This window comes from Arthrobacter sp. D2-10, from assembly GCF_054161285.1.
In genome coordinates this window covers 2,532,731-2,556,730 of sequence record NZ_CP096431.1, presented here as the reverse complement: position 1 = coordinate 2,556,730, position 24,000 = coordinate 2,532,731, and the positions used below count along the sequence as shown (strand labels likewise).

Genomic DNA, 24,000 nt, shown 5'->3' with positions numbered 1-24,000 from the left:
TCGTGATGTTTCGTCAGCAGCGGGTCGAATACAAGTCGGCAGACCAGATCCGGATCATGCGCGAAGCGGGCCTTGTGCTTTCGGAGGCGCTGGACCGTACGGTGGCTGCTGCCCGCGTGGGCGTGACCACCCGCCAGCTCGACGCTGTGTTCGCCGGTGTCCTCAAGGAGGCCGGCGCCACGTCGAACTTCCTCGGCTACCACGGCTTTCCCAACAGCATCTGCACTTCCGTGAACCACGAGGTGGTCCACGGCATCCCCGGTGACTACGTGCTGCAGGACGGCGACATCATCTCGATCGACGGCGGCGCTGTGGTTCGCGGCTGGCACTCTGACTCCGCGCGCACGGTCATTGTGGGTACGCCCCGGCCGGAGGACGTTCGTCTGTCGAAGGTTACCGAGGAAGCCATGTGGCGGGGGATCGCTGCTTTGGCCAACGGTAAGTACGTGGGCGATATCGGGGCAGCCATCGACGACTACGTGTCGTCGGTCGAGGGCCCGGAGCTTGGAATCCTGCAGGACTACGTTGGCCACGGCATTGGTACGCAGATGCACCAGTCCCCGGACGTGCTGAACTACCGCAGCAGCCATCGCGGTCCCAAGATCAAGCCGGGCCTCTGCCTGGCGATCGAACCGATGCTGGTTCAAGGCCGCCTGGAGACCTCTGTCCTGGAGGATGACTGGACTGTGGTCACCGTTGACGGCAAGCGCGCCTGCCAGTGGGAACACACCGTGGCAGTGCACGACGCCGGCATCTGGGTTCTCAGTGCAGCCGACGGCGGTGCGGTGAAGCTCGCGGAGCTGGGCGTCGTCGTCGTTCCGCTCGACTGAAGTAGCCGCATCCAGGTGCTCATCGGATGATCGAGTCAGCCCGCTTCCTGCAGAGGAGGCGGGCTGATTTAACTTATCGGGCGCCGTAGCGTAAAGTTGATTGCTGGTTGTCTCTACTCCTGCGCCCTTTCGCGCCCAACGTCGGTTCGGTCATTCTGTATGGAATTCATATGGAATGCTGTCCCGCCCGGTGTGCGCCGCAGATACGCGGTCAGTTCCGACAATCAAAACCCCAAGACCGTCCGCCCCGCAAGTGGCGGCACAGAAGTTAGCGGAGGATATGGCCAAGAAAGACGGTGTCATTGAGATTGAAGGCACTGTGAACGAGGCTCTGCCCAACGCGATGTTCCGCGTTGAGTTGGCCAACGGACACATTGTTCTAGCCCACATCTCGGGAAAGATGCGTCAGCACTACATTCGAATCCTCCCCGAGGACCGGGTGGTAGTGGAGCTTAGCCCGTACGACCTCACACGTGGTCGTATTGTCTACCGCTACAAGTAGACGGTTCTGAGTATTTAGTTCCGAGCCTCCCGGCCCACCGGACGCGGAGGCAACACTGCAACAACTGCAAGAACGCAAAGGAAAACCATGAAGGTACAGCCGAGCGTGAAGCGGATTTGCGACAAGTGCCAGGTGGTTCGCCGCAAGGGCAACGTACTCGTAATCTGCGAAAACCCGCGCCACAAGCAGCGCCAGGGCTGAATCCTCTTTTCGAGGGTCACCCACGCGTAGTAACACCACAATAAAAAAGCAGTGCAGGGTTCGTCCATGAGGCGAGTCCACACCCCCGGTACGGAGGCCGGGGACCGGAGCAATCCGGGTCGCACTGTTTCAGACCTCCGGTCATCAAAAGGAGAACCGCCACTATGGCACGTCTCGCTGGCGTAGACATCCCCCGCGAAAAGCGGGTAGTCATTGCGCTTACCTACATCTACGGCGTGGGCAAGACCCGTGCAGACCAGACGCTCGCCGAAACCGGGATTGACCCGAACACGCGCGTGAAGGATCTGACTGACGCTGAGCTCGTCCAGCTTCGCGATTACATCGAAGGCAACTACAAGGTCGAGGGTGACCTCCGCCGTGAGGTAGCTGCAGACATCCGCCGCAAGGTTGAGATCGGCAGCTACGAGGGTCTCCGGCACCGCCGCGGCCTTCCTGTGCGCGGACAGCGCACCAAGACCAACGCTCGTACCCGCAAGGGCCCGAAGCGCACCGTCGCAGGCAAGAAGAAGGCCGGACGCTGATTCAGCGCTCCACCCTCAACTCCCTCTTTTCTAAAACTTTGTAGGAGAAGTAATGCCCCCCAAGACTCGTGGAGCGGTGCGCAAGCCGCGTCGCAAGGACAAGAAGAATATCGCCTTCGGTCAGGCGCATATCAAGAGCACGTTCAACAACACCATCGTCTCGATCACGGACCCCAGCGGAGCAGTTATCTCCTGGGCTTCCGCTGGCGAGGTCGGATTCAAGGGCTCACGCAAGTCCACCCCTTACGCTGCGCAGACTGCTGCAGAGGCCGCTGCGAAGCGCGCCCAGGAGCACGGCGTCCGCAAGGTCGACGTTTTCGTGAAGGGTCCGGGATCCGGACGCGAGACCGCGATCCGTTCGCTGCAGGCTGCCGGCCTCGAGGTCGGATCCATTCAGGACGTCACCCCCAGCGCTCACAACGGCTGCCGCCCGCCGAAGCGCCGCCGCGTCTAGTAGCTTCCTTGGCTCCAGGTTCGCCCGTGCTCCATTCGGGGTGCGGGCGTACCTGGGGCTGACTGTCGTTTAGCTACTGAGTCCTGCTCTCTAGCTTTCCCTTTCCACCATTTGTGTTGCGTCATATAGCGGATGCTCCCTGAAAGGAAATGTAAGTGCTCATTGCACAGCGCCCCACCCTGACTGAAGAAGTAGTCGCCGACAACCGCTCGCGGTTCGTCATCGAACCGCTGGAGCCCGGTTTCGGCTACACCCTCGGCAACTCGCTGCGTCGCACGCTGCTGTCCTCGATTCCCGGAGCGGCTGTCACCAGCATCCGGATTGACGGCGTCCTGCACGAATTCACCACCGTTCCCGGTGTGAAGGAAGACGTCACCGAGATCATCCTGAACATCAAGAACCTCGCGGTGTCCTCCGAGCACGACGAGCCCGTGGTCGCCTACCTGCGCAAGCAGGGACCCGGCGTCGTGACCGCGGCTGACATTGCTCCTCCGGCAGGTGTGGAGTTCCACAACCCGGACCTGCACATCGCGACCCTGAACTCGAAGGGCAAGTTCGAGCTCGAACTGACCATCGAGCGTGGCCGTGGCTACGTGTCCGCTTCGCAGAACAAGTCCGGCGATTCCGAGATCGGCCGCATCCCGGTCGACTCCATCTACTCGCCGGTTCTCAAGGTGACTTTCCGCGTGGAAGCCACCCGTGTCGAGCAGCGCACCGACTTCGACCGCCTGATCGTCGACGTCGAAACCAAGGACGCCATCGCACCGCGCGACGCCGTTGCATCGGCCGGCACCACCCTGGTTGAACTGTTCGGCCTTGCCCGCGAGCTGAACACCGCCGCTGAAGGCATCGAGATCGGCCCGTCGCCAACTGACGCCGCCCTCGCCGCCGACATGGCCCTCCCGATCGAGGATCTCGAACTTACCGTTCGTTCCTACAACTGCCTCAAGCGTGAGGGCATCCACACCGTGGGTGAACTCGTTGCCCGCTCCGAGGCTGACCTGATGGACATCCGTAACTTCGGTGCCAAGTCCATCGATGAGGTCAAGGCAAAGCTGGTTGAGCTGGGTCTGTCCCTGAAGGATTCCCCTCCAGGATTCGACCTTGCAGCCCGCGCAGCTGCGATTGAAGAGGACGACGACGCCTACGGCGACGACGCTCTCTAAAACGTTAGAAACCTGGCGCCGCTAAGGATGCGGCCTCGGGCACATTTATGAGGAGATAACACATCATGCCCACACCCACAAAGGGCCCACGCCTCGGTGGCGGTCCGGCGCACGAGCGCCTGATGCTCGCCAACCTGGCCGCCTCGCTGTTCGAGCACAAGCGCATCACCACCACGGTGACCAAGGCAAAGCGGCTCCGCCCCTACGCCGAGCGCCTGATCACCTTCGCAAAGAAGGGCGACCTGGCTTCGCGTCGTCGTGTCCTGGCTGTCATCAGCAACAAGGGCGTCGTCCACGAGCTGTTCACCGACATCGCACCGGCTGTAGCCAACCGCGAGGGCGGCTACACCCGCATCACCAAGATCGGCAACCGTAAGGGCGACAACGCTCCCATGGCTGTCATCGAGCTGGTGCTTGAGGCTGTTTCCCCCAAGCAGGCCGTTGTCGCTGAGGCTTCGAAGGCTGCCGGCAATGCCGCTGCCCGCGATGCTGCAGCTGCTGCCCCGGTTGAGTCCGCAGATTCGCCTGAGTCGGCAGATTCGCCTGAGTCGGCAGATTCGCCTGAGTCGGCAGAGTCCGCTCCTTCGGCTGACGAGGTTGCTGCTGAGGACACCACGGTAAGCGCCTCTGAGGGCGACGCCGAGGAAACCGTCGTCGTTGAAGAAGGCTCCGTGCCGGAGGAAGACGAGAAGAAGTAATCCTTCTGCTCCCTTTCTGAAGTACATGAACGAACAAATGCCCGTCACCCCGTCCGTGGGTGACGGGCATTTGCGTGTCCGGATAGATATTGCGTACGACGGTGGCCCCTTCTCCGGTTGGGCGGTTCAGCCCGGTCTGCCGACAGTCCAGGGCACGGTGGAGTCGGGGCTGGAGCTGCTGTTCCGGCGCCCGGTCCGGCTGACCGTCGCCGGACGGACCGACGCCGGCGTTCACGCCCGCGGTCAGGTCACGCACATAGATCTTGAGCCGGCGGAATGGTTCGCCCTGACCCGGGGCAAGGACATCGACCCCGCGCTTGCTCTGAAGCGGCGTCTGCAGGCCACCGTCAACCGCTTCCTTCCCCCGAGCGCCGCCGCACGCACGGTGTACGCGGGGAACCCGGCGTCTCCCGTCGTCGTGCGCGCCGTCAGCCTTGCTCCGGTGGGGTTCGACGCCCGCTTCTCTGCGCTGTGGCGCCGCTACAGCTACCGCATTGCCGACCGTTCCGAGCTGCAGGATCCGCTCAACCGCTCCACAGTGCTATGGCACTCCGAGGAGCTGGACGAGAGGCTCCTCAACGAAGGTGCCGGTGCGCTGCTCGGCCTGCAGGACTTCCTGGCCTTCTGCAAGCCGCGCGTCGGCGCTACGACGGTGCGTCAGCTGCAGCGGTTCGAGTTTGAACGCGAGCCGGACGGCATCCTCAAGGTGACCATCCAGGCCGATGCGTTCTGCCACAATATGGTGCGCGCCCTGATTGGGTCGGCTCTTCGCGTGGGAAGCGGTGAGGAACTGCCGCAGTGGCTGGGGGAGCGCCTGCGCTCACGGCGGAAGGACTCACGGTCCGTCCTCGCACCGGCGCACCCGCTGGTCCTGGAGGAAGTGCGCTACCCCGACGACGCCGCCGAGCTGGCTCTGCGGGCGGAACTCACCCGCGCGAAGCGGGACGGCGCTTAACACCACCGCGGCGAAGGCGAGCCTTTCCTGGCTAGTTCTGTTCTGACCTGGTCTGCTCCGAGCGGTGCAAGGGGAGCGTCACCGTGAAAGTGGTACCGGCACCCGGTTCGCTGCTGCATCGGATGGATCCGCCGTGGCTGTCGACAATCGCCTTGGTGATGGAAAGGCCAAGACCTACACCGGGAATGGACGATTCGCGCGCTGCAGCAGTGCGGAAGAACTTCCCGAAGACCAGCTTAGTCTCATTCGGCGACATTCCGATGCCCGTGTCCTGTACCTCGAGCAGTGCAGCGTCACTTTGCTTGCGTGCGCGGACGGTGACCTTTCCGCCGTCGGGCGAGTACTTGATGGCATTCGAGATGAGGTTGTCGAGGACCTGGCGGATCCGCAGCGGGTCAGAGGTGGTCCACAGGATGTCCGGCACGTCAGCTTCGAGGGTCACGCCGGTGTTGACGGCCTGCGGCCAGGCGGACTCGATGCTGTGCTCCACCAGCCCGGACAGGTCAGTCGGACGCAGGTGGACGCTGGCAGCGCCTGACGCGGACGCAAGAAGATTGGAGACCAGCGCGTAGAGGCGCTCGGCATTGCGCCGCGCCACGGAGAGCTGCTGGGTGACGTTGTGGGGGAGGGGATGGTCGTCGTCGAGTACGAGATCAAGGTGCCCGATGATCGAGGTGAGCGGGGTCCACAACTCGTGGGACACGTTGGACACGAAATCCTCTTTGGCGGAGAGCGCCTCAACCATGTCCGTGACGTCGTTCGAGACGATCACCGAGCCGGCGAACTTGTCCTCGCTGTCCCACATGGCAGTGGCTGCCGTGGTGACAGCCCGTTGGGAGTCCTCCGGGCCCAGCCAGACCAGATAGTTGGCGAACGTCTCTCCGGCAGCGGCACGCTGCACCGGATATCGGCTGACTGCAACGGGCGTGGTCTTGTCCGCGGCGTAGAGGTGACTGATGCTGTCGCCGTCGGAATTTCCCGTCTGGACAAGGAGGTCATAGGACCGCTGCTGACGGTTGGTGAGCATGCGGTTGCCATTGGCGTCGAGGACTACGAGGCCGACGTCGATCGTGTCAAGGATGGCTTCGAGCAGCAGTTCACGTTCGGTGTTTTCGCCCTGGAGCCGGTCCACCTCGGCCTTCGATGCCGCGAGCTTCCGCTGGCTGTACACCGAGTTGAGGCTGGCGAAGCGCAGCGAGATGGACACCACGGCCAGCGCCAGGCACAGCAGGAGCGCGGTTCCCAACTGGCTCCTTGGGGCGGAGCCCAACAGCGGGGAAACGCCGAGGATGAGGAACGGCCCGATAAAACAAGACAACAGGCTGAGCCACGGTTTCATCTCCGAGGCGGAAAGCCAGATCACCGGGAAAATGGCCAGCAGGCTCAGCCCTGGCAGTACGTCTGCCGCACCGTTGCGGGTGAGGGCGATGGCCAGGAAGTCCAGCAGGGGGATGATCACGTACGAGCCGTCGCGCAGCCGCTCCCAGGGAGCGAGGAACGCCGCCGCGAGCAGCACTGCGTGGAAGACGAGGCCGCCAAGGAAAAGCGGGTTCATCAGCAGGGCAGGGGAGACGACCACAACGATAATCGCGATAACGGCAACCAGCAGAGCCAGCGGCAGCTCACAAAGCCCCACGCGGGTCCGGAAACTCAGGTTCGAGTAGGCCCGCTTGGCCGCCAGGAACATGACGCGATCGCTCATGACACCACCCCGGCGCGCGCGCAGACAGCGCTAGGGACATGCCTCTGAGACCACGACATAACGTTCATTATCTCTGACGGGACAGAGCAGAAGCACCATAATTCCGAACCGGTTCACAAAGTTCACTATTTGTGACCCTGAACAGCGGTACGCGCGTACACTGTGAAAGCACGTTTCGGCGGTTCACCGTCATCGCGGTGATCCGTACTTTTGTGATGAACTGTGGTCTTGCAGTTCTGTTGGGGACCAGGAGGAAATAGTGCGCGATCCAGGTGTGGCGGTAGTGGTCGAGGATGATCTTGACGTTCGCAACCTCGTGAGCACGGTTCTCACGCAATCGGGCTTTGTTGTCCATGCTGCGGGCGACGGTCGCGCCGGGGTGGAAGCGGTCAAGGAGCACAACCCCACGCTGGTCACTCTCGACGTAGGGCTTCCCGATATCGACGGGTACGAGGTACTTCGCCGGATACGTGGACTCAGCGATTGCTACGTGATCATGCTGACCGCGCACAATGAAGAAATCGATACCCTCACTGCGCTGCAGGCGGGGGCGGATGACTTCGTCACCAAGCCCTTCCGGCCCCGTGAGGTCCGCGCCCGCATCGCCGCAATGCTGCGGCGCCCGCGCGGCGGCCTCACCAGCGAACAACCGACGACGACGGCGGCCGCCCCCGCCCCGGAGCCGGCATCACCGGCGCGGCCGGACTCCGTGCTGCGGCACAACGGCCTTGAGCTTGATAAGGACACCCGGACCGTCACGGTGCGGGGCGAGGAACTGGTGCTCACCCGCAGCGAGTTCGACCTGCTGCACGAGCTGCTACGCAGTTCCGGTGCTGTCAGGACGAAGGGCGACCTGGTTCGCGTGGTCCGGGGCCAGTACTACCGGACCGAGACCTATATCAGCGAAGCCGATGAGCGAGCCATCGAGGTGCACATCGGGAACCTGCGCCGGAAGTTGGGGGAGGACCCCCGAAGCCCGCGCTGGCTGATGACCGTCCGGGGCGTTGGTTACCGGCTGGTGCCGCGTCGCGCTGACTGATCTCGGGCTTACTTTTGATCGAGGTGCATGACGGTCAGCTCCCGCATGGTGCGCAAGCCGCACCGGTGAACCTGCGGCAACGCGGCCGCAGCCTCCTCGAGCTTTCCCTCGCGCAGTAAGGCCTCGAGGTTGGTGGCCAGGGACACGAGCTGGGTCGCCCCCACCATCGTTGACGTGATCTTCAGGCTTAATACTGCGTCCAGTGACGCGGCCTGGTTTCGCCGGGCGATTGCCGAGGAGATGCGTGCGTCTCTCTCATCCCAAACAGCCACGTAGTCGCGCACGAACGCGCGGGCTGCGGAGGCGCTGTTGAGCTGATCCTCGAGATCATGAAGAACATTCGCGTCCACGAGTGGCGTCCTGTCTGCGCTGTGCCCGCCGACCACTTCCCGTGGCTCAGCGCCGACGCCGCGCAGGAAGTCTGCGTCGTCGTCGTTCGCGCCAGGGCGGGAGAGGGCCATGAGCTAACGCTACTTTCTGGAAATGTGAGAAATATGAGATTGGAAGGATGCTGTGCAAACACTGCGGAATTCTTCGGCTTGCGTTCTAGCAGCGTTTTGTGAGCCTACTTATTGTCCGCTGAACGTGGCGATCGCGTTGATGACCGCCGGACCAAGAATGATGATGAAGAGCACAGGAAAGATGAAGAACAGGAGCGGGAACAGCACCGTCACGGGGAGCTTCATAGCCTTCTCCTCCGCCCGCTGGCGGCGCTTCACGCGCATCACCTTCGCCTGGGTGCGCAGCACGCCGCTGAGCGCGATGCCGTAGGCATCCGCCTGAACCACAGCCTTCACGAAGCTGCGCAACTCGGGGATGCTCGTGCGGTCAGCGAGGGCCAGGTATGACTCACGCCGGCTGCGGCCCACCTGCATGTCCTGCAGCGTCCGCACCAGTTCCTCGGCGAGGGGGCCCTTGCCGGTTTCGCCCGCGCGCTGCATGGCACTTTCGAAGCCCAGGCCGGCCTCGACGGAGATCAGCATCTGGTCCAGCGTGTTGGCGAGCTCCAGCTGCATCGCTTTCTGGCGTTCCTGTCCCTTGCTATAGAGCAGTAGATCCGGGATGAAGTAGCCGAACAGGGTCAGGAAGATCGCGAGCATGGTGATCGTCGGCTTCTGGGCGGCGTTCGCCATGAGGAAGCCGAGCGCACCCGCCACGAGGCAGAGGGCGGGCTTGGCGCCGAGCACCTTCCCGAGGGGCATGGAAGCAGGGCGACCCGCCAGCGCGAGAAGCTTGTCCAGCTTTTGGATGTAGCCCGCCGGTGTGATGGCGTAGCCCAGTCGGGCGAGAAGACTGGGACGGACGGCCGCCCGTGACTCTTCGGCACGCCGCGCACCACGGCGCAGATTCTCCTGAACGTTCTTGTGGGACTGGTTGCCGGGGCTGAGCAGAGCCCAGCCCAGGTAGCCCAGTGGTGCCGCAACGAGGAGCAGCGATGTCAGTACTACGGGATTCATTGCTGCCCTCCTAGAATTTCAAATCGATGATCTTGCGGAGCCAGAGGCAGCCAATGGTCATCATGACGACAGACGCGCCGATCATGACCCAGCCGAGCGGCTCACTGAACAGCGGGTCCACATATCCGGGGCTCACCAGCATCAGCATTGCACCGATGCCAAAGGGGAGTGCCACCAGGATGTAGGCCGAGAACTTTCCTTCCGCAGCCAGCGCACGGATCTGTCCCTTGATCTCGCTGCGCTCGCGGATGGTGGCAGCCACCTGATCGAGGACTTCCGCGAGGTCGCCACCAACCTCGCGGTTGATCTGAATGGCCTGAGCGATCCAGGCGAAGTCCTCGCTTTCCATGCGCTTTGCGGTATCGAGCAATGAGGTGAGCAGGTCTTTGCCGAGGCTCGTCTCGGTGACGACACGCCGCATCTCGTCCGACGTCGGCGAGTCAGCTTCGGTGGCCGCAGCGTCGATGGCACGCAGGATACTGTGCCCGGCGCGGAGACCACCGGTCAGTAGCTGAAGGGTATCCCCGAGCTGGTCATCGAACTTCGCGCGGCGCCGCCCGATCTTCAAGACGAAAACCAGATGCGCGATGGCGGGGGCAAGCAGCAACAGGAGGATACCGAGGAACGGAACGCCAACCACCAGCCCGAATGCCAACCCGGCGATAGCGCCGGCGATCACCAACAGGAACATGTCAGCCTGGGTCAGACGCACGCCGGCGGTCTCCAGCAATTCCTGCCGGTACAGCCGCTGAGGATGCTTCTTCAGGAACCGTTCCATGGCGCGGACTGCTGACCCTGCGAACTTGGTGAGCTGAGAGTCTGATTCCTCAACCGGAGGACGACGACGGTCCAGCGGTACCGCTGACTGGCGAGGCCGGGTGGCAAACAGCAGAAGTCCGAGCGCGGCCAGACAGAGTGCTGTCCCATAGACGAACATCAGGACCACGGGACTACCTCCGGCCGCTCAGTGCGGCGCCGAAGACGGCAGGAGACACGGTGATGCCCATGTCCTCGAACCTCTCCATGAACCGGGGGCGGATCCCTGTGGGGACCGGCTTTCCCAAGAAACGACCCGAGGAGTCGACGCCGGCGGAGTAATCGAACACGAAGGCGTCCTGAAGGGTGACGATGTCGCCTTCCATGCCCTGCACCTCGGTCACGTGCGTGATGCGGCGGGTGCCGTCACGCAGGCGCGAGATCTGGATGACGAGGTTCACTGCGGAAGCCAACTGCTCTCGAATCGCCCGCAACGGCAGATCCATGCCCGCCATCAGCACGAGGGTCTCCAGACGCGCGACGGCGTCGCGTGGCGAGTTGGCGTGCACGGTCGAGAGTGAGCCGTCGTGACCGGTGTTCATGGCCTGCAGCATGTCGAGCGACTCACCGCCACGAACCTCACCAATCACGATGCGGTCAGGACGCATACGCAGCGAATTCTTGACCAGATCGCGGATCGTTACGGCGCCCTTGCCCTCGGTGTTCGGGGGCCGGCTTTCGAGGCGCACCACGTGTGCCTGCTGAATCTGCAGCTCGACAGCGTCCTCGATGGTGACGATGCGATCGTCGTGGGGCAGGAAGGAAGACAACACATTGAGGAGCGTGGTCTTACCAGTACCCGTACCACCGGACACGATGATGTTCAGCTTCGCTTTGACGCACGCGTCGAGCAGCTCGGCCATCTCCGGCGTGAGCGTTCCGAAACTGATGAGCTTCTCGATTGTGAGCGGCTTCTTGCTGAATTTACGGATGGTCAGCGAGGAGCCGTTCACTGCGAGTGGCGGGATGACGGCGTTCACACGGGAGCCATCTTCCAGGCGTGCGTCGACGAACGGGGAGGACTCGTCGATCCGGCGGCCTACCTTGGAGACGATGCGTTCAATGACCCGACGCAGTTGTTCCTCGGACTGGAAGGTCGAGTCGGAAAGCACCAACTTGCCGCGGCGCTCGATGTAGATCTGGTCGGCGCGGTTCACCATGATTTCGGTGACGTCCTCATCGTCGAGTAGACGCTGCAGCGGACCGAGGCCTAGCACATCGTCGGCCACATCCTGAATGAGTCGACGGCGCTCGTCGGGGGTCAGCGGCACCTGCTCGGCGTCAATGACCTGGCTGAGCTCTTCGCGCGCAACCGCGCGAAGGTCTTCCTCCTTGAGCGTTGAGTCACTGAAGCGCGCGCCCATCCGCTCGTAGAGCGCCTCAGCGGCGCGCTGCTTCAGCCCGGCGAAGGCATCAATGCGGGCTGTTACCGGTGCTTCGGTGGAGGCCCCGCCGGTGACTACTGCGCTGTGGAAGATGGGCTCGATCACGTCAGGAACGCCGATGACCGGCGCGGCTTGCTCGGAATTCAGAGCTTGCGCAGTTTCGTCGGGAGCTGCTGCAGGTGTCGACGCATTATTGGCCTGATTGAGCCGTTCAGAGAGTTTCATTTAGATCACCACACGGCGGTGCAGCCCACGCTGACTGCGCGCACGCCACTTCGGATCGAAGCGTTCAACCAGACCTTTCAGGTTCTTGGTTGCCGGATCTCGGACCTCTTCCTGCAGGAGAGGAACACCACGGTTGGTGGCGAGCGAGATGCCACGGGAGCGTGGGATGGAGATGTCCACTGGAGCACCGAGGGTCGCTTCGACGTCCTGAACGGACAATCCTGTTTTGGAGTCGGCGAAGTTGAGAACCACGTGTCGGGTTTCGGGAAAAAGGTCCAGCTTGCTCAGTACATCGAGGCCGGAGCGCAGGCCACGGACACTGGGAACGTCCATCCCCGTAACCCAAACCGCGTCGGTGCTCTGTTCCAGGGCAGCCAGGCTGTGCTCGGTGAGGCCCGGACCGGTGTCCAGGACCACGTAGGCAAACTCCGCGGACAGCTGTTTGATCAGCACCTCGAGCTGAGCGGCCGTGATGCTGTCGGCATCTGCCGGGTTCGCAGGCGCGCAGAGAGCGTAGATACCGGACGGGTGCGGCGTCAGGAACGCCTTGAGGATCATCGTGTCGGTGCTCGCTGAACTGGAGACAGCATCAAGTACCGAGTACTCAGGGTCGAGATAAAGATTTGAGGCGACATCACCGAACTGCAGGTCGAGGTCGACGAGGACAACGCCCATCGGCGCCAACCTGCCGAGCCCTACCGCGAGATTGGTCGCGATGGTAGTCTTGCCGACGCCACCCTTGGGTGAGAACACACCGACAACCAGACCGTGTTCCTGTTTGGCGGCAGCTGGAGCATTGTCGGTACGAGTGCGGCTGGCGAACGCATGGCAGGCGCGTTCAAGGAGCATGCGGACGGTGGGGATGTCCGCGGTTGGGTCTACGATGTCGCGGATACCGGCGCGCATCGCCTGCAGGGCGACTTCCGATTCATCCGGCGTGATGAGCACGAGGCTGACGTTCGGGAAACGGACGTCGACGACGGTGGCCAGGCGAAGGGCGCCTTCCATCGCCAAGCCTGGGCCAAGTATCAGTACCTCGGGCTGCTGTACGGCCACCAGGTTGAGTAGGTCCTCGGGCCGGGCCAGCAGATCGGGGCGGACAGCGAGAACTTCTCCGGGCAGCCCGCCGGCGGTCGCCAAACGGACCTTCTGCTCGAAGGCGTTGTCCGCCGTGATAATGAGGAAGCGGCTCATCGAAATAGACCCTCGTCTTTCACAACGAATGGAGGAGCATCATTGCCGGCTGCTGTAGCTTTGCTGAGCCAGACCGACTCGTACTCGCTAGCGAAGATGAGCCGTGATGCCTCGTCCGGATTGACTGCAAGAGTCACCATGAGGGAACCGGTCGGAAGAGACTCGGCCTCAGCTGCTGCAGCCTCCTCCTCGGATGCATTGGGATCGGCGGGGGCGGGTTCGGGGGCTCGCTGCACGGCCGAGATCAGTACGCGAGGCAGCACAAGTTGAGTCGACTCCGTTTCGGGCGCAGCTATGATTCCGCCGTCTGATTTGGAGGCGAATACGCCCACGAAATCGCCAGCAATGACACGGCCGCCCGCGATGCGCTTGGGCTCGACGAGTATGGATACTTCGTGCAGCCCCTTCGGCACTTCGACTGCTCCCGGAGTCACCAGGTCTTCGGGTTTCACCAGTCGCTCCGTGAGGAGTTGTTCCCCCGGAACAAGGTCTACCGCTGTCACAGTACCGGCCGCATTGTCCAAGTTCTTCAAAGCGGTATCGGCTACGGAGGCGGCAGGCACCTGTTCCACGGCAAGCGATGCGGCCAGCTCCGCCACGGCGGTTCCGGCAGGGACAGCCTCCTGCACAACTAGGACGTCGATCGGCTCCAAATTCTGCATCGCGCGCGCTTCGGCCCCATTTGCATAGCTATACACCATCACGGCTCCAACAAGGGCTAAAGCGATGGCAACGACGCCGACTGTCAGACGAGACTTCATGGCGATTCTCCGAGAGTAAGTTTGACTACGTTCGCGCCGTATCCGCCTTCCGGCATGGGCTTGATCTCAAAAGATGAGTCAAGGGACACATACTCAACAAATCGGCCCACGAAGCCCCTGTCGCTGTTCTTGTACTTTGAGTTGAAGAGCGTTTGTGCGTCTGGAAGCATGAAATCGTTGCCGGCGTTGAAGTGCCAGCCCCGGATTTCGAAGGCTGCGAACGCATGCATCCGAAACTCGCCGTTGTTCCCTCCTTCGCCGTTAGTGTCGTCGAAGATCGGGATGAGTTCGATGACGCGCTCGCCTTTCTGCAGCCGGGACTTCCAAGCGTCCAGCTTCGCTGCACAACCGGTCTTTATGCCTGACCCTGTGTCGCTTCCAATCCATGGTGATGATGGATCAATAACTACTCCGCACGAATGACCGGAACTTTGATCAAGCCAGCCGAATCCGCCTGGAAGTTCGTGCCCGGAGGAGGTACCGGTGCAACCACCATCCGTGTCATCCGCTCCGTGTGACTTCAGGAACTGCAAATTCCCGTCACCGTCGATCCCTGAATCGACTTCACACTTTGAGAAGGCGATAGCGAAAGGAGCAACTCCGCCGACCGGGACACCCCATGCTGCGCTCGACTTTGCGACTACCTCTGCGTCCGACACGCCAAGTGCGTTGGCGAAGATGAGGGAGACGCTGTTCGCGGCCGAACCATCCTCGAGGGCACCAACTTCTGCTACGACAGCGCCCTTATCCCAATCGATGTCGACATTCCGAGGATTGCTTTGTGCGTCCAATGAATTCGCATCGGCAAGCTTTTTAGCGAGGGAGCCAGAATCAACAGATTCGAGACAGTCAGGTGTGGGTGGAGTCTCAGCACAGGCCTGAGCAACGCCAATAGCAGTGGCGTCTGCACCGTTTCGTAGTTGTGCTTTTTCGGCATACAGCATGCCGACGTCCACGGCGATTGCAGCAAATCCGAGTAGGACGACCAAGAGCAGAGCGACGAGTACTGCAACAGCACCGTTTTCTTCGCTTTCCTGATTCATCCGCCGCATAGCATCGTTCCTTTGCCGGTTAGCGTGAATGGTCCGGCTATGCCGGTGAGAGTTGACAACTGGTAGGAGAAGGTCAGGGTCACTTGCTTGTGCCCCCCTCCTGGGACATGTGCGCAAGTAGCTGGCGATGATGTAGGACTGGTCGAAAAAGTGATCGTCGAATTGGACGAAGTTGGCGCGAGTATTTTCGCAGCATTACTTGCGGCGGCTTTTGCCTGGGACTGGTCGTCCGCGAGCGCCATAACTCGAACGCCCTCCCGTGCTGAGTTGGTGAGCGTCATCTGAACGTTGTATGCCCGGCCGAGTTCCATAATGCCGAGCAGTAGAAGGAGAAGGACGGGAAGTAAGATGGCAAACTCGACTGCTGCAGCACCCCGTTCCCGGTCGTCTCGCATCGTTCTTCTCCCGTAGTTCAAGTTGTGGAAGGCCCGTGCCGTCGCAAGGGAGCGCGGCACGGGCCCTACAAAAGCTACGGAGTACCTCCGGTGGTGGCGGCAGGAGCAGGAACAGTTCCATCGGGGACGGTGCCAGCAACGTTGTTGAAAAGATTTAGGAGGTCACCACCGAGCAGGGTAACTCCCGCAATGATGACAACAGCGATGAGGGCAACCATGATGCCGTATTCAACGGCGGTGGCGCCGGTCTCGTCGCGGTTGGTGTTGGCCTTGATGGTGGACTTGGCGTCAGCCAGGAATGCAGACAGCATTTCGTTTCTCCCTGATGTACGAGGATGGGTGGCTGGCCCCTTGCCAGCTCTGCCAAAAAAGTAGCAGCGGAAATCCCCGGAAACTCCAAGTTTGAACTAATCCTGCGCGAACCCTATCTGGTGCGGCTTTTCCTGCGCTTTTCCTTGAGCTTTTCCTGCGTTATGACTCGTCATTCCCGCGGTGACGCGCGGTATATTCGGCCGGTACTTCGATCATCGTCGTCTCCTGCTTGTCGACAGCGGATTGATCGAGATCGCCCGTTCCAAATGCAGCATCAGTGGGATTGTAGGCCTCACTTGGAGTCACCCGCGGACGGCAGAACCTTCCGATCAGCACCAGTAGAAGTACCTGAATCGCAGCGAGAGTTAGAAGGGGCATTACCGCGATCAGCAGCGGCACCCTAAGCCCCTCGGCCGCATCAACAACCGCCGATTGCACCAGAACCGGAACGGCAAGGGCAGCGATCGCGAGTCCGCTCGCGAACCCCAGCACGATGCCAACACCAGCCACTTGGGACAACCGCGGTTGAGCCGGTGCACGTGCGCTCAACCCGATGCCCACACCGCCCAACAAGAGGTTGCCGACAACCGCTACCCACAACACAGCAACCGCCGGATCGAGGAACCGCGCAGTCATCCTGCTGTCACTAGCCGTTACCACGGTGCCGGCTCCGGCAGACGCTTGCGCGCTCTCCTTGGCGTCATCGAGATCAGTAGTGGCAAGCCAGATCTCACCGGCAGCCGAGGGAGTAGGCAAAGTGGCGAGGGACGCCGCAGAGTAGGCCTGCCAGTTCACCAGCACCGCAGCCGCTTCCGAGGTCCCGGGAATAATCGGAGTTACGGCGGCCAGCACGGCCGGAAGGTCTACCTCGCCAGCGCTAAGGGGTATTGGGTCACCAACAGAAAGACCCAACTTGGCAAGTAGCGAAGAGCTGAGAGCTACCGGGAGCCTCTCGTCGAACACTTCGGCAACCAGTCGAGCCCGCACAGTATCGCCAGCAGAAGGTCCGGCCGGAAAACGGACTCCCACACCGTCGTCGAGCGGTGCGATCTCCGACCGGCCGGCACCGAACGCTTCGGGCGCCAGTCGCAACGTGGATTCTTCGGCGAGCCGGGACTGACCATTGCCGATGCCGCCGTCGCTCGAGACACCGGTGAGCTTCAGGTCGTAACCAGCGGGGTTCTCCGCAGCTTCCAGTGCTATGTCTAGCGCCGCAACGGCGACGGGGCGCGAACCTTCAGGCAACGAGAAGGACAGCGAATGCGCCTGCGCGCTGGTGCCAGCCAGTGCCAGCGTGCCTGCCGGAACAGAGACAAGCGCACGGTTCTCTGTTCGGATCCACGCTGTTACGGAAGCTGCGCGGGCGGACGCGTCGTCGTCGGTTGCGGGCTGAGTTGTACCAACCGAACTGAACTGAAGACGCACCTGAGTAGCAGACGGCAGGAGCGTCAGCGCGGGCTCCGGGACTGGCAGCTGGTAGGCCAGCGCCCCCGCGAGTTCATCCACGTCGATCAAATCGGCCCCGGCGCCGAGCAGACTGGGAAGCGATTCGGCATCCACCGCAACCAGCTGTGCGGTTTCGGAAGCCACCTGCACATCCCCGCGGTACGCCCAGGACTGAGCCCGCACTAACTCGCCGTCGAACGATTCCAGCGGAGGAAGCTCGCTCGCCGGAACGTCGGGAAGTTCGACCCGCACGTCCGAACCGTTGACCAACTGCGAAGCCGCCGCCTGCGTCCGGTGCAGCGCCTCCGAATAGGCGGCAGCAAAAGTGGCCATCCCGATGGTCACCGCCACCAGGACCATCGGAATCACCGCCGAGGAGTGCCGATGCAGGAACCGCGGTACCGTCACCGATTTGGGCAGCTTCCTCAACACGGACGCGACCCATCTAACGACGACGGCGCCCGCCACACAGAGCAACGGCACTGCCCAGCTTGCACCAGCAACGTTGCCCGCCCGTGCGAGATACGAAGCGCCGCCATCGAAGAGAAGCGGCACCTGTACGACTGCGGCGCCCCACCCTAGCACGCAGGACCCACCCGCGCTGAGTAGGACCCGGCGCGACGGCGCAACCCGTCGAGCGAATAAGGCCAAGGTCAGCACCCCGGCGACCGCCACCGCGGCCAAGGCGATCATCAAGACAGCGCGAACCGATTCATTCGCTTTCGTGGTCGAATCCAGCAGCGCGACCAACTCACCCGAGACTTCTACGTCACCTTCAAAGGCGGGGTCCTCTGTCAATCGCTCCGGAAGCTCGCGCAAGGCGTCCGCGAGTCGGGGGAGTGCCGTAGCCGATGCTGAGTCCTGATCCGCGGTCAGCGCCCACTGGAGCGCAGGGTCCGCGCTGAACGCCCCCATAGAAGAGGGAGGAACAATGACGGTGGTCGGCGCGGTCTCCACTCCCTCCGCCGGCGCAGGGTCGAGGAACGCGGCATCCGGACCGCTAGGATTGAGGGTTGCGACCAATTCCAGCCGGACGGTTCCCTGGGCACCTTCGACAGCGAAGGTGTCGCCGGGAACCAGGCCGAGGGAGTCCGCGGCTAAGGCCGGCATCGCCGCCGGAACGGGACCGGACCTGCTTCCGGGTGCACCGTCCGGGGTGAGGTTTTCGACGAAGCCGGCCACCGGCGTCGTCGTCGGTGCCCAACCGACCGGCTGGAACGTGAGGTCGGCGGGGAGATTGGTGGCGCTGCCGCCCGAAGGAACAAGGGGGAGCGGTGCGGAGAACGATGCGGTCGAGACCTGCAGACCATCGGTAAGGCCAAGTTCCGCGAAGATTGATTCTGCGTCGGCGAGCTGCGCACCGGCGTCGTCGGCCACGGTGGTGGAGACCCGGAAGTAGCCCTGAGGGCCCGGCGCGGTGGCGAGCGACCGCAACGCCTCGGTTGCCGCAAGCTGCGCATACCCGATGATCCCGGCCAGAACGGCGGTCAGGAGGGCGAGCGTCAACGCTAGAATGGCCAGGAGGCTCCGGCGGGAACCGGCACGACGCGAAGCACGATGGATCAGCTTCACCTCACGCCCTTCCCCCTAGATGACCTCAGAACATCCTATGTGTTGGCCGTGCCTACCCTGTTTTGACCCGAGGGTCACGTCCGCGCTAACCTTGGAAGTCGTTGTGCGTGTCCCATCTCGATACGTCCATGTCCGCGTACGGCTCAGTTGCAGAGCCACCTGGTCGCGGAAATGGCCGAGAACCCAGGGATCACCGGTGTTTATTCAGCCCTCACCTGAAGTTCCGGTAACGCATGCATCAGCTGCGTTGGCATCTGGAGCTCACGCTCCCGTAAGCCAGCGTCACCGTAGAACAAGAAACGAAGGCAAAAACCGTGCGTACGTACACCCCGAAGCCCGGCGACATCAACCGCCAGTGGCACGTCATTGACGCCACCGACGTTGTCCTAGGCCGTCTTGCCAGCCAGACCGCAACACTGCTGCGCGGAAAGCACAAGCCGACCTTTGCCCCCCATATGGATATGGGCGACTTCGTCATCATCATCAACGCTGAGAAGGTTGCCCTCACCGGCGCCAAGCTCGAACAGAAGCGTGCCTACCGCCACTCGGGTTTCCCGGGTGGTCTGAAGTCCGTCACCTACGCAGAGCTGCTGGAGAAGAACCCGGTTCGCGCTGTGGAGAAGGCCATCAAGGGCATGCTCCCCAAGACCTCCCTGGCTGCCCAGCAGATGGGCAAGCTGAAGGTGTACCGCGGTGCGGAGCACCCGCACGCGGCCCAGAAGCCCCAGACTTTCGAAATCACCCAGGTCGCTCAGTAGTCCTGGCCACCACAGACTAAGAATCACTCAAGGAGAACCGTGGCTCAGAACACTGAAGAGCTGAACGAACCTACCGAGGAGCTCACCAGCTACACCTCGGAATCCGCGCCTGCTTCGGACACCCCGGCCAAGGAGCGCCCCGCGCTTACCGTCGGTGGCGCCGCTGTAGGCCGTCGCAAGGAAGCCGTTGCACGCGTTCGCGTTGTGCCCGGCAGCGGCAAGTGGATTGTCAACGGCCGCGAACTGGCCGACTACTTCCCGAACAAGCTGCACCAGCAGGAAGTCAACGATCCGTTCAAGCTCCTCGAGCTCGACGGCGCGTACGACGTCATTGCACGCATCCACGGCGGTGGCCCTTCCGGCCAGGCCGGTGCGCTGCGCCTCGGTGTTGCCCGCGCGCTCAACGAGATTGACCGCGAGAACAACCGCCCCGCCCTCAAGAAGGCAGGCTTCCTGACCCGTGACGCCCGCGTCATCGAGCGTAAGAAGGCTGGTCTCAAGAAGGCACGCAAGGCGCCTCAGTATTCCAAGCGCTAGATCTTGCTCCACCCGTTACGCCCGCTCGGCAATCGCCGGGCGGGCGTAACGCTTTAACGCGTTCTTTGCCCCCAGCGCGGGTCCGCAACTTCTCTGACTTAGGATGGACCACGATGAGTAGATTATTTGGGACCGATGGCGTCCGCGGTCAAGCGAACGGCCTCCTCACCGCAGAACTCGCATTGCAGCTAGCCCAGGCGGCGGCCGTAGTCCTCGGGCACCAACAGTCCGACGGCAGGCGGCCCACAGCCGTCATCGCACGCGACCCCCGCATCAGCGGTGACTTCATCGCGGCTGCGGTCGAGGCAGGGCTGGCGAGTGCCGGCGTCGACGTGTATGACGCCGGTGTGCTCCCCACGCCCGCTGCTGCCTTCCTCGTCGCCGACCTCAAGGCCGACTTCGGCGTCATGATTTCCGCCTCGCACAATCCGGCGCCGGATAACGGCATCAAGTTCCTGGCACGCGGCGGCAAGAAGCTCGACGACGCCCTTGAGGACGCCATCGAAGCCGCCCTCAGCACGCCTGCGCACCGCCCGGTGGGGCCCGACGTCGGCCGTATCCAGCGTTTCGCCGACGCCGAGGACCGCTACGTGGTTCACCTCCTGCAGTCCCTCCCGCACCGCCTCGACGGGCTCAATGTCGTGCTCGACTGCGCCAACGGCGCCGCAAGCGGATGCTCCCCGCAGGTGTTCTCCGACGCAGGTGCGGAAATCGTTGTCATTGGAGCTGATCCCGACGGCAACAACATCAATGACGGCTGCGGTTCCACCCACCTCGAGAAGCTTCAGGCAGCTGTCCTGGAACACGGCGCGCACCTGGGCATAGCCCACGACGGCGACGCTGACCGTTGCCTCGCGGTGGACCACGAGGGCACCGTCGTGGACGGCGACCAGATCATGGCCATCATGGCCGTGGCCCTGAACTCCGCCGGCCGGCTGAAGGACAACACGCTCGTCGCCACGGTGATGAGCAACCTGGGACTGAAGCTCGCCCTCCGCGATGCGGGCATTAGCATGCGGGAAACCGCCGTCGGTGACCGCTATGTGCTGGAGGGAATGCGCGACGGCGGTTACAGCCTCGGCGGCGAACAGTCCGGTCACGTGATCTTCGCCGACTACGCGACCACGGGAGACGGCGTTCTTACCGGTCTTCAGCTCGCCGCTCAGGTCGCGAAGTCCGGGCGGAGCCTGAAGGAACTCGCGACGATCATGACCAAGCTCCCGCAGGTGCTGATCAACGTCAAGGGCGTCGACAAGTCGAGCGTCAACAGGAACGATGAGGTCCAGCGCGCAGTTCGGGAAGCTCAGGAATCCCTCGGCGAGACGGGCCGCGTCCTGCTCCGTCCGTCCGGTACCGAACCCGTGGTCCGGGTGATGGTGGAAGCGGCCGACATGGCCACCGCCGAAAGCACTGCGGCAACCCTGGCCGGAATCGTGCAGAACCAGCTCGCGCTCGAGCCTGCCTAGACAGTGCTGAGTGAACTGAGGACCGGAGAAATCTTCGGTCCTCAGTTCGTCTCCGAGTCAGGCGCGCTGGCGAAGGCTGTCGCGGATTTCCGTCAGCAGGGCAACCTGGGGATCCACCTCCGCCTTAACGTCCTCTTCGAGTTCCAGCTTGCGGTCGCGCCGCCTGAAGAGCTTGTTCATCGGCAGCACGATCAGGAAGTAAACGGCGGCCGCAATCAGCAGGAAATTGACGATGGCGGTGAGGAAGACCCCGAACAGGATCTCGTTGCCGTTGATGGTCACCTTCGCGAAATCGTCGAAGTTGGGTGAGCCCACCAGCGCTGAGATCAGGGGCATGAGGACGCTCTCCACGAGGGCGTTGACCACTGCGCTGAAAGCCGCACCGATTACCACGGCAACCGCCAGGTCGATGACGTTGCCCTTCATGATGAATTCCTTGAAACCGTTGATCATGGGTTTCACGCTACGGGATGTTCTGTCCGGATCCGGTGAGGCAGCCCGAAGCTGCCAGGCCTACACAAGACTTCCTGCGGAACAGAAACCGGAACAGTAACCGGAATCAGTAACCGGGGGCGGCAGGGAGGCCGAAGTACTCTTCCAGGGTGGCGGCGCCGTCGTTCCGCATCGCTTCGGCGACGTCCACGCCCACATACCGATAATGCCAGGCCTCGCCGGAGAATCCGGTGACAGCTTCCGCCCCGGCCGGGTACCTCAGGATGAAGCCGAACCGGTGCGCATTGGCGGCCATCCACCGCCCGGCCGCGGTGTCCGCGAAGCACGGGGCCAGGGTGCACGCGCCGTCGGACTGCCCGACGTCGAACGCGAGCCCCGTCTGATGCTCCGAGAACCCGGCCCGCGCTGAGATACGGTCTGCGGCATCGGTGTTGCCGCCGTTCTGGGCTACCCAGTGGGCGTAGGTGGACACCTGGTCCTGATAGGAGCGGTACCCGCTGACCAGGGTGAGGCCGACGCCGTCGTTCGCCGCAGCCTCGAAGAGGTCCTCGACTGCAGCTGCGGTGTCGCCGCGCAGCAGTGCATTCGGTTCCTGCACCGCGAGCGGCACCGACGGCAGCACAAGCCCGGACGGGAAGTAATCAACGGGGTTCAACGGCCGGCGCTTGTTGACCACTACGGTCAGCGACGACGGGTCGCTGTACTCGGCCGGCTCGGGACGGGGCGCAGCAGCCGATGACCGGACTGCACTCGGCACGGCAGTCGGCGAGGCAGTCGGCACGGCCTGCGGAGCGGCAGTGGAAGGCGCGGCTGCAGAGGGGTCAGCGGGCTCGGGTGCGCGCTGGGCCGGAGCCGGAATGGTCCCGGGAGTGAGGGTGGCGGCAGGGCTGGGAGGTGCGGTTGTCGCTGGAGCCGTTTGCGCCGCCGTCGTTGTGGCCTCGACGGTAGGGGCAGGCGTACCGCAGCCTGACAGCGCGACGAGCAGCACCGCCGTCGTCACCCACACAGGGGAGGAGCGGTGCCGCGTGGGCGCCGTCAGGTTTTTCGTAGCAGCATTCTTCGGATCGAGTGGTCGGCTTCCTTGGTGAGGACCAGGGTGGCGCGGCCGCGGGTGGGAAGGACATTGGCCATAAGGTTTGGTTCGTTGATGCGGTGCCAGATGCCGAGTGCGGTTTCGCGTGCCTCTTCATCCGTGAGGGAGGCGTACCGGTGGAAGTAGGACTCCGGGTTCGCGAAGGCACCGCTGCGCAGCGACTGGAAACGCTGGACGTACCACTCCTCAATATAGGAGGTTTTGGCGTCCACATAGATGGAAAAGTCGAAGAAATCGCTGAGCGCAAGGCCGGAGCGTCCATCGGAGCGGGTGCGTGCGGGCGCGAGAACGTTCAGTCCTTCGACGATCAGCACATCCGGCCGCCGGACCACCACTTCCCGCCCCGGAACGATGTTGTACGTCAGGTGCGAGTACCAGGGAGCCCGGACCTCTTCGGCCCCGCTTTTGACCTCGCTGACAAAGCGCAGCAGACGACGACGGTCGTAGGACTCCGGGAAGCCCTTCCGCTGCATCAGGCCGCGGCGTTCCAGTTCCTCGTTCGGGTACAGGAATCCGTCCGTCGTCACCAGTTCCACATTCGGCGTGCCCGGCCACCGGCGCAGGAGCTCGCGGAGCACACGGGCTGTCGTGGATTTGCCGACAGCCACCGAGCCGGCCACCCCGATCACGAACGGCGTCCGGGTGGTGGTCTCGCCAAGGAACGTGTTGGTTGCGGCATGCAGCTCACCGGCAGCAGCAACATAGAGGGAGAGCAACCGGGACAGGGGGAGGTAGACCTCGCGCACCTCATCGAGGTTGAGTGCGTCCCCGAGGCCGCGCAGCCGCCTGATGTCCTCCAGGTTCAGTGGGGACTCGATCTCATTGGACAGGCGAGCCCACGTCTGCCGTTCGAGTTCGACGTACGGTGTGACACCAGCGTCCACCGTTGCCGTGGGCCCGATTCCGGACGATTGCTCACTCACCCTAGGAATTCTGCCCCCTGGTCTGGACATTAACAAACGGGTGGACGGCGCACGCGGTGTGGCTCA

26 protein-coding genes are annotated in these 24,000 nt (G+C 63.0%); 12 read left to right on the top strand and 14 right to left on the bottom strand.

Annotated features, from left to right (window positions below; all coding sequences use genetic code 11):
- Positions 1–2 precede the first annotated feature (2 nt).
- The 8 genes from map to M1D74_RS11875 all read left to right on the top strand — a co-directional run bounded on the left by map (position 3) and on the right by M1D74_RS11875 (position 5,348).
- Complete coding sequence (map, locus tag M1D74_RS11910) at positions 3–830, top strand: type I methionyl aminopeptidase (protein WP_458115450.1); 828 nt, start codon at positions 3–5, stop codon at positions 828–830.
- A 280-nt stretch (positions 831–1,110) separates the two neighbouring features.
- Positions 1,111–1,332 carry a translation initiation factor IF-1 gene (infA, locus tag M1D74_RS11905; RefSeq protein WP_019481515.1) on the top strand — a complete coding sequence of 74 codons (222 nt, stop codon included), beginning with the start codon at positions 1,111–1,113 and terminating at the stop codon, positions 1,330–1,332.
- 87 nt (positions 1,333–1,419) lie between these two features.
- A complete protein-coding gene (rpmJ, locus tag M1D74_RS11900) occupies positions 1,420–1,533 on the top strand; it encodes a 50S ribosomal protein L36 (RefSeq protein ID WP_024475611.1) in 114 nt (37 codons plus the stop codon).
- Between the two features lie 164 nt (positions 1,534–1,697).
- Positions 1,698–2,075 carry a 30S ribosomal protein S13 gene (gene rpsM / locus M1D74_RS11895; protein WP_309071314.1) on the top strand — a complete coding sequence of 126 codons (378 nt, stop codon included), beginning with the start codon at positions 1,698–1,700 and terminating at the stop codon, positions 2,073–2,075.
- Positions 2,076–2,127: 52 nt separating this feature from the next.
- On the top strand, positions 2,128–2,529 hold the full coding sequence (gene rpsK / locus M1D74_RS11890; RefSeq protein WP_026545640.1) for a 30S ribosomal protein S11: 402 nt from the start codon (positions 2,128–2,130) through the stop codon (positions 2,527–2,529).
- Positions 2,530–2,684: 155 nt separating this feature from the next.
- Positions 2,685–3,695: a DNA-directed RNA polymerase subunit alpha gene (locus tag M1D74_RS11885; RefSeq protein WP_309071315.1), complete on the top strand. Its 1,011-nt coding sequence runs from the start codon at positions 2,685–2,687 to the stop codon at positions 3,693–3,695.
- Positions 3,696–3,760: 65 nt separating this feature from the next.
- Positions 3,761–4,393: a 50S ribosomal protein L17 gene (rplQ, locus tag M1D74_RS11880; RefSeq protein WP_458115449.1), complete on the top strand. Its 633-nt coding sequence runs from the start codon at positions 3,761–3,763 to the stop codon at positions 4,391–4,393.
- Positions 4,394–4,418: 25 nt separating this feature from the next.
- On the top strand, positions 4,419–5,348 hold the full coding sequence (locus M1D74_RS11875; RefSeq protein ID WP_458115448.1) for a tRNA pseudouridine synthase A: 930 nt from the start codon (positions 4,419–4,421) through the stop codon (positions 5,346–5,348).
- Between the two features lie 31 nt (positions 5,349–5,379).
- Here M1D74_RS11875 and M1D74_RS11870 read toward each other — a convergent pair whose 3' ends face one another.
- Positions 5,380–7,050 (bottom strand): sensor histidine kinase, encoded by a 1,671-nt coding sequence (locus M1D74_RS11870; RefSeq protein WP_458115447.1) that lies wholly within the window; start codon positions 7,048–7,050, stop codon positions 5,380–5,382.
- Positions 7,051–7,309: 259 nt separating this feature from the next.
- On the opposite strand from M1D74_RS11870, the gene M1D74_RS11865 reads away from it, so the two are divergent.
- Positions 7,310–8,089, top strand: a complete 780-nt coding sequence (locus M1D74_RS11865) for a response regulator transcription factor (RefSeq protein WP_309072197.1) — start codon at positions 7,310–7,312, stop codon at positions 8,087–8,089.
- 8 nt (positions 8,090–8,097) lie between these two features.
- Here the strand turns inward: M1D74_RS11865 and M1D74_RS11860 are convergent, their stop codons facing one another.
- From M1D74_RS11860 to M1D74_RS11815, 10 genes are all read right to left on the bottom strand, one after another.
- On the bottom strand, positions 8,098–8,550 hold the full coding sequence (locus M1D74_RS11860; RefSeq protein ID WP_458115446.1) for an Hpt domain-containing protein: 453 nt from the start codon (positions 8,548–8,550) through the stop codon (positions 8,098–8,100).
- 108 nt (positions 8,551–8,658) lie between these two features.
- A complete protein-coding gene (locus M1D74_RS11855) occupies positions 8,659–9,546 on the bottom strand; it encodes a type II secretion system F family protein (RefSeq protein WP_458115445.1) in 888 nt (295 codons plus the stop codon).
- Between the two features lie 10 nt (positions 9,547–9,556).
- Positions 9,557–10,483 carry a type II secretion system F family protein gene (locus M1D74_RS11850; RefSeq protein ID WP_458117181.1) on the bottom strand — a complete coding sequence of 309 codons (927 nt, stop codon included), beginning with the start codon at positions 10,481–10,483 and terminating at the stop codon, positions 9,557–9,559.
- Between the two features lie 13 nt (positions 10,484–10,496).
- Positions 10,497–11,972, bottom strand: coding sequence for a CpaF family protein (locus tag M1D74_RS11845; protein ID WP_458115444.1), 1,476 nt, complete (start codon positions 11,970–11,972; stop codon positions 10,497–10,499).
- Complete coding sequence (locus tag M1D74_RS11840) at positions 11,973–13,166, bottom strand: AAA family ATPase (RefSeq protein ID WP_458115443.1); 1,194 nt, start codon at positions 13,164–13,166, stop codon at positions 11,973–11,975.
- Positions 13,163–13,927, bottom strand: a complete 765-nt coding sequence (cpaB, locus tag M1D74_RS11835) for a Flp pilus assembly protein CpaB (protein ID WP_458115442.1) — start codon at positions 13,925–13,927, stop codon at positions 13,163–13,165. Before cpaB ends, M1D74_RS11840 begins: the two co-directional genes overlap by 4 nt.
- The gene (locus tag M1D74_RS11830) at positions 13,924–14,970 is read right to left on the bottom strand and encodes a Tad domain-containing protein (RefSeq protein WP_458115441.1); all 1,047 of its coding nucleotides are present in this window, start codon (positions 14,968–14,970) and stop codon (positions 13,924–13,926) included. The genes cpaB and M1D74_RS11830 overlap by 4 nt, the downstream gene beginning before the upstream one ends.
- A complete protein-coding gene (locus tag M1D74_RS11825) occupies positions 14,967–15,374 on the bottom strand; it encodes a TadE/TadG family type IV pilus assembly protein (RefSeq protein WP_458115440.1) in 408 nt (135 codons plus the stop codon). The genes M1D74_RS11830 and M1D74_RS11825 overlap by 4 nt, the downstream gene beginning before the upstream one ends.
- 74 nt (positions 15,375–15,448) lie before the next feature.
- A complete protein-coding gene (locus M1D74_RS11820; protein ID WP_458115439.1) occupies positions 15,449–15,685 on the bottom strand; it encodes a Flp family type IVb pilin in 237 nt (78 codons plus the stop codon).
- Positions 15,686–15,845: 160 nt separating this feature from the next.
- The gene (locus tag M1D74_RS11815) at positions 15,846–18,704 is read right to left on the bottom strand and encodes a hypothetical protein (protein ID WP_458115438.1); all 2,859 of its coding nucleotides are present in this window, start codon (positions 18,702–18,704) and stop codon (positions 15,846–15,848) included.
- Between the two features lie 314 nt (positions 18,705–19,018).
- Here M1D74_RS11815 and rplM point away from each other — a divergent pair, with 314 nt between their 5' ends.
- The 3 genes from rplM (at position 19,019) to glmM (ending at position 21,465) form a co-directional block, all read left to right on the top strand.
- The gene (gene rplM / locus M1D74_RS11810; protein WP_458115437.1) at positions 19,019–19,462 is read left to right on the top strand and encodes a 50S ribosomal protein L13; all 444 of its coding nucleotides are present in this window, start codon (positions 19,019–19,021) and stop codon (positions 19,460–19,462) included.
- Between the two features lie 39 nt (positions 19,463–19,501).
- On the top strand, positions 19,502–19,999 hold the full coding sequence (gene rpsI / locus M1D74_RS11805; RefSeq protein WP_458115436.1) for a 30S ribosomal protein S9: 498 nt from the start codon (positions 19,502–19,504) through the stop codon (positions 19,997–19,999).
- Positions 20,000–20,112: 113 nt separating this feature from the next.
- Positions 20,113–21,465: a phosphoglucosamine mutase gene (gene glmM / locus M1D74_RS11800; protein WP_458115435.1), complete on the top strand. Its 1,353-nt coding sequence runs from the start codon at positions 20,113–20,115 to the stop codon at positions 21,463–21,465.
- Between the two features lie 57 nt (positions 21,466–21,522).
- Here the strand turns inward: glmM and mscL are convergent, their stop codons facing one another.
- The 3 genes from mscL to coaA all read right to left on the bottom strand — a co-directional run bounded on the left by mscL (position 21,523) and on the right by coaA (position 23,934).
- Positions 21,523–21,918 (bottom strand): large conductance mechanosensitive channel protein MscL, encoded by a 396-nt coding sequence (mscL, locus tag M1D74_RS11795; RefSeq protein WP_458115434.1) that lies wholly within the window; start codon positions 21,916–21,918, stop codon positions 21,523–21,525.
- A 106-nt stretch (positions 21,919–22,024) separates the two neighbouring features.
- Positions 22,025–22,918: a M15 family metallopeptidase gene (locus M1D74_RS11790; protein WP_458115433.1), complete on the bottom strand. Its 894-nt coding sequence runs from the start codon at positions 22,916–22,918 to the stop codon at positions 22,025–22,027.
- A gap of 35 nt (positions 22,919–22,953) precedes the next feature.
- Complete coding sequence (gene coaA / locus M1D74_RS11785; RefSeq protein WP_375164463.1) at positions 22,954–23,934, bottom strand: type I pantothenate kinase; 981 nt, start codon at positions 23,932–23,934, stop codon at positions 22,954–22,956.
- Positions 23,935–24,000 lie beyond the last annotated feature (66 nt).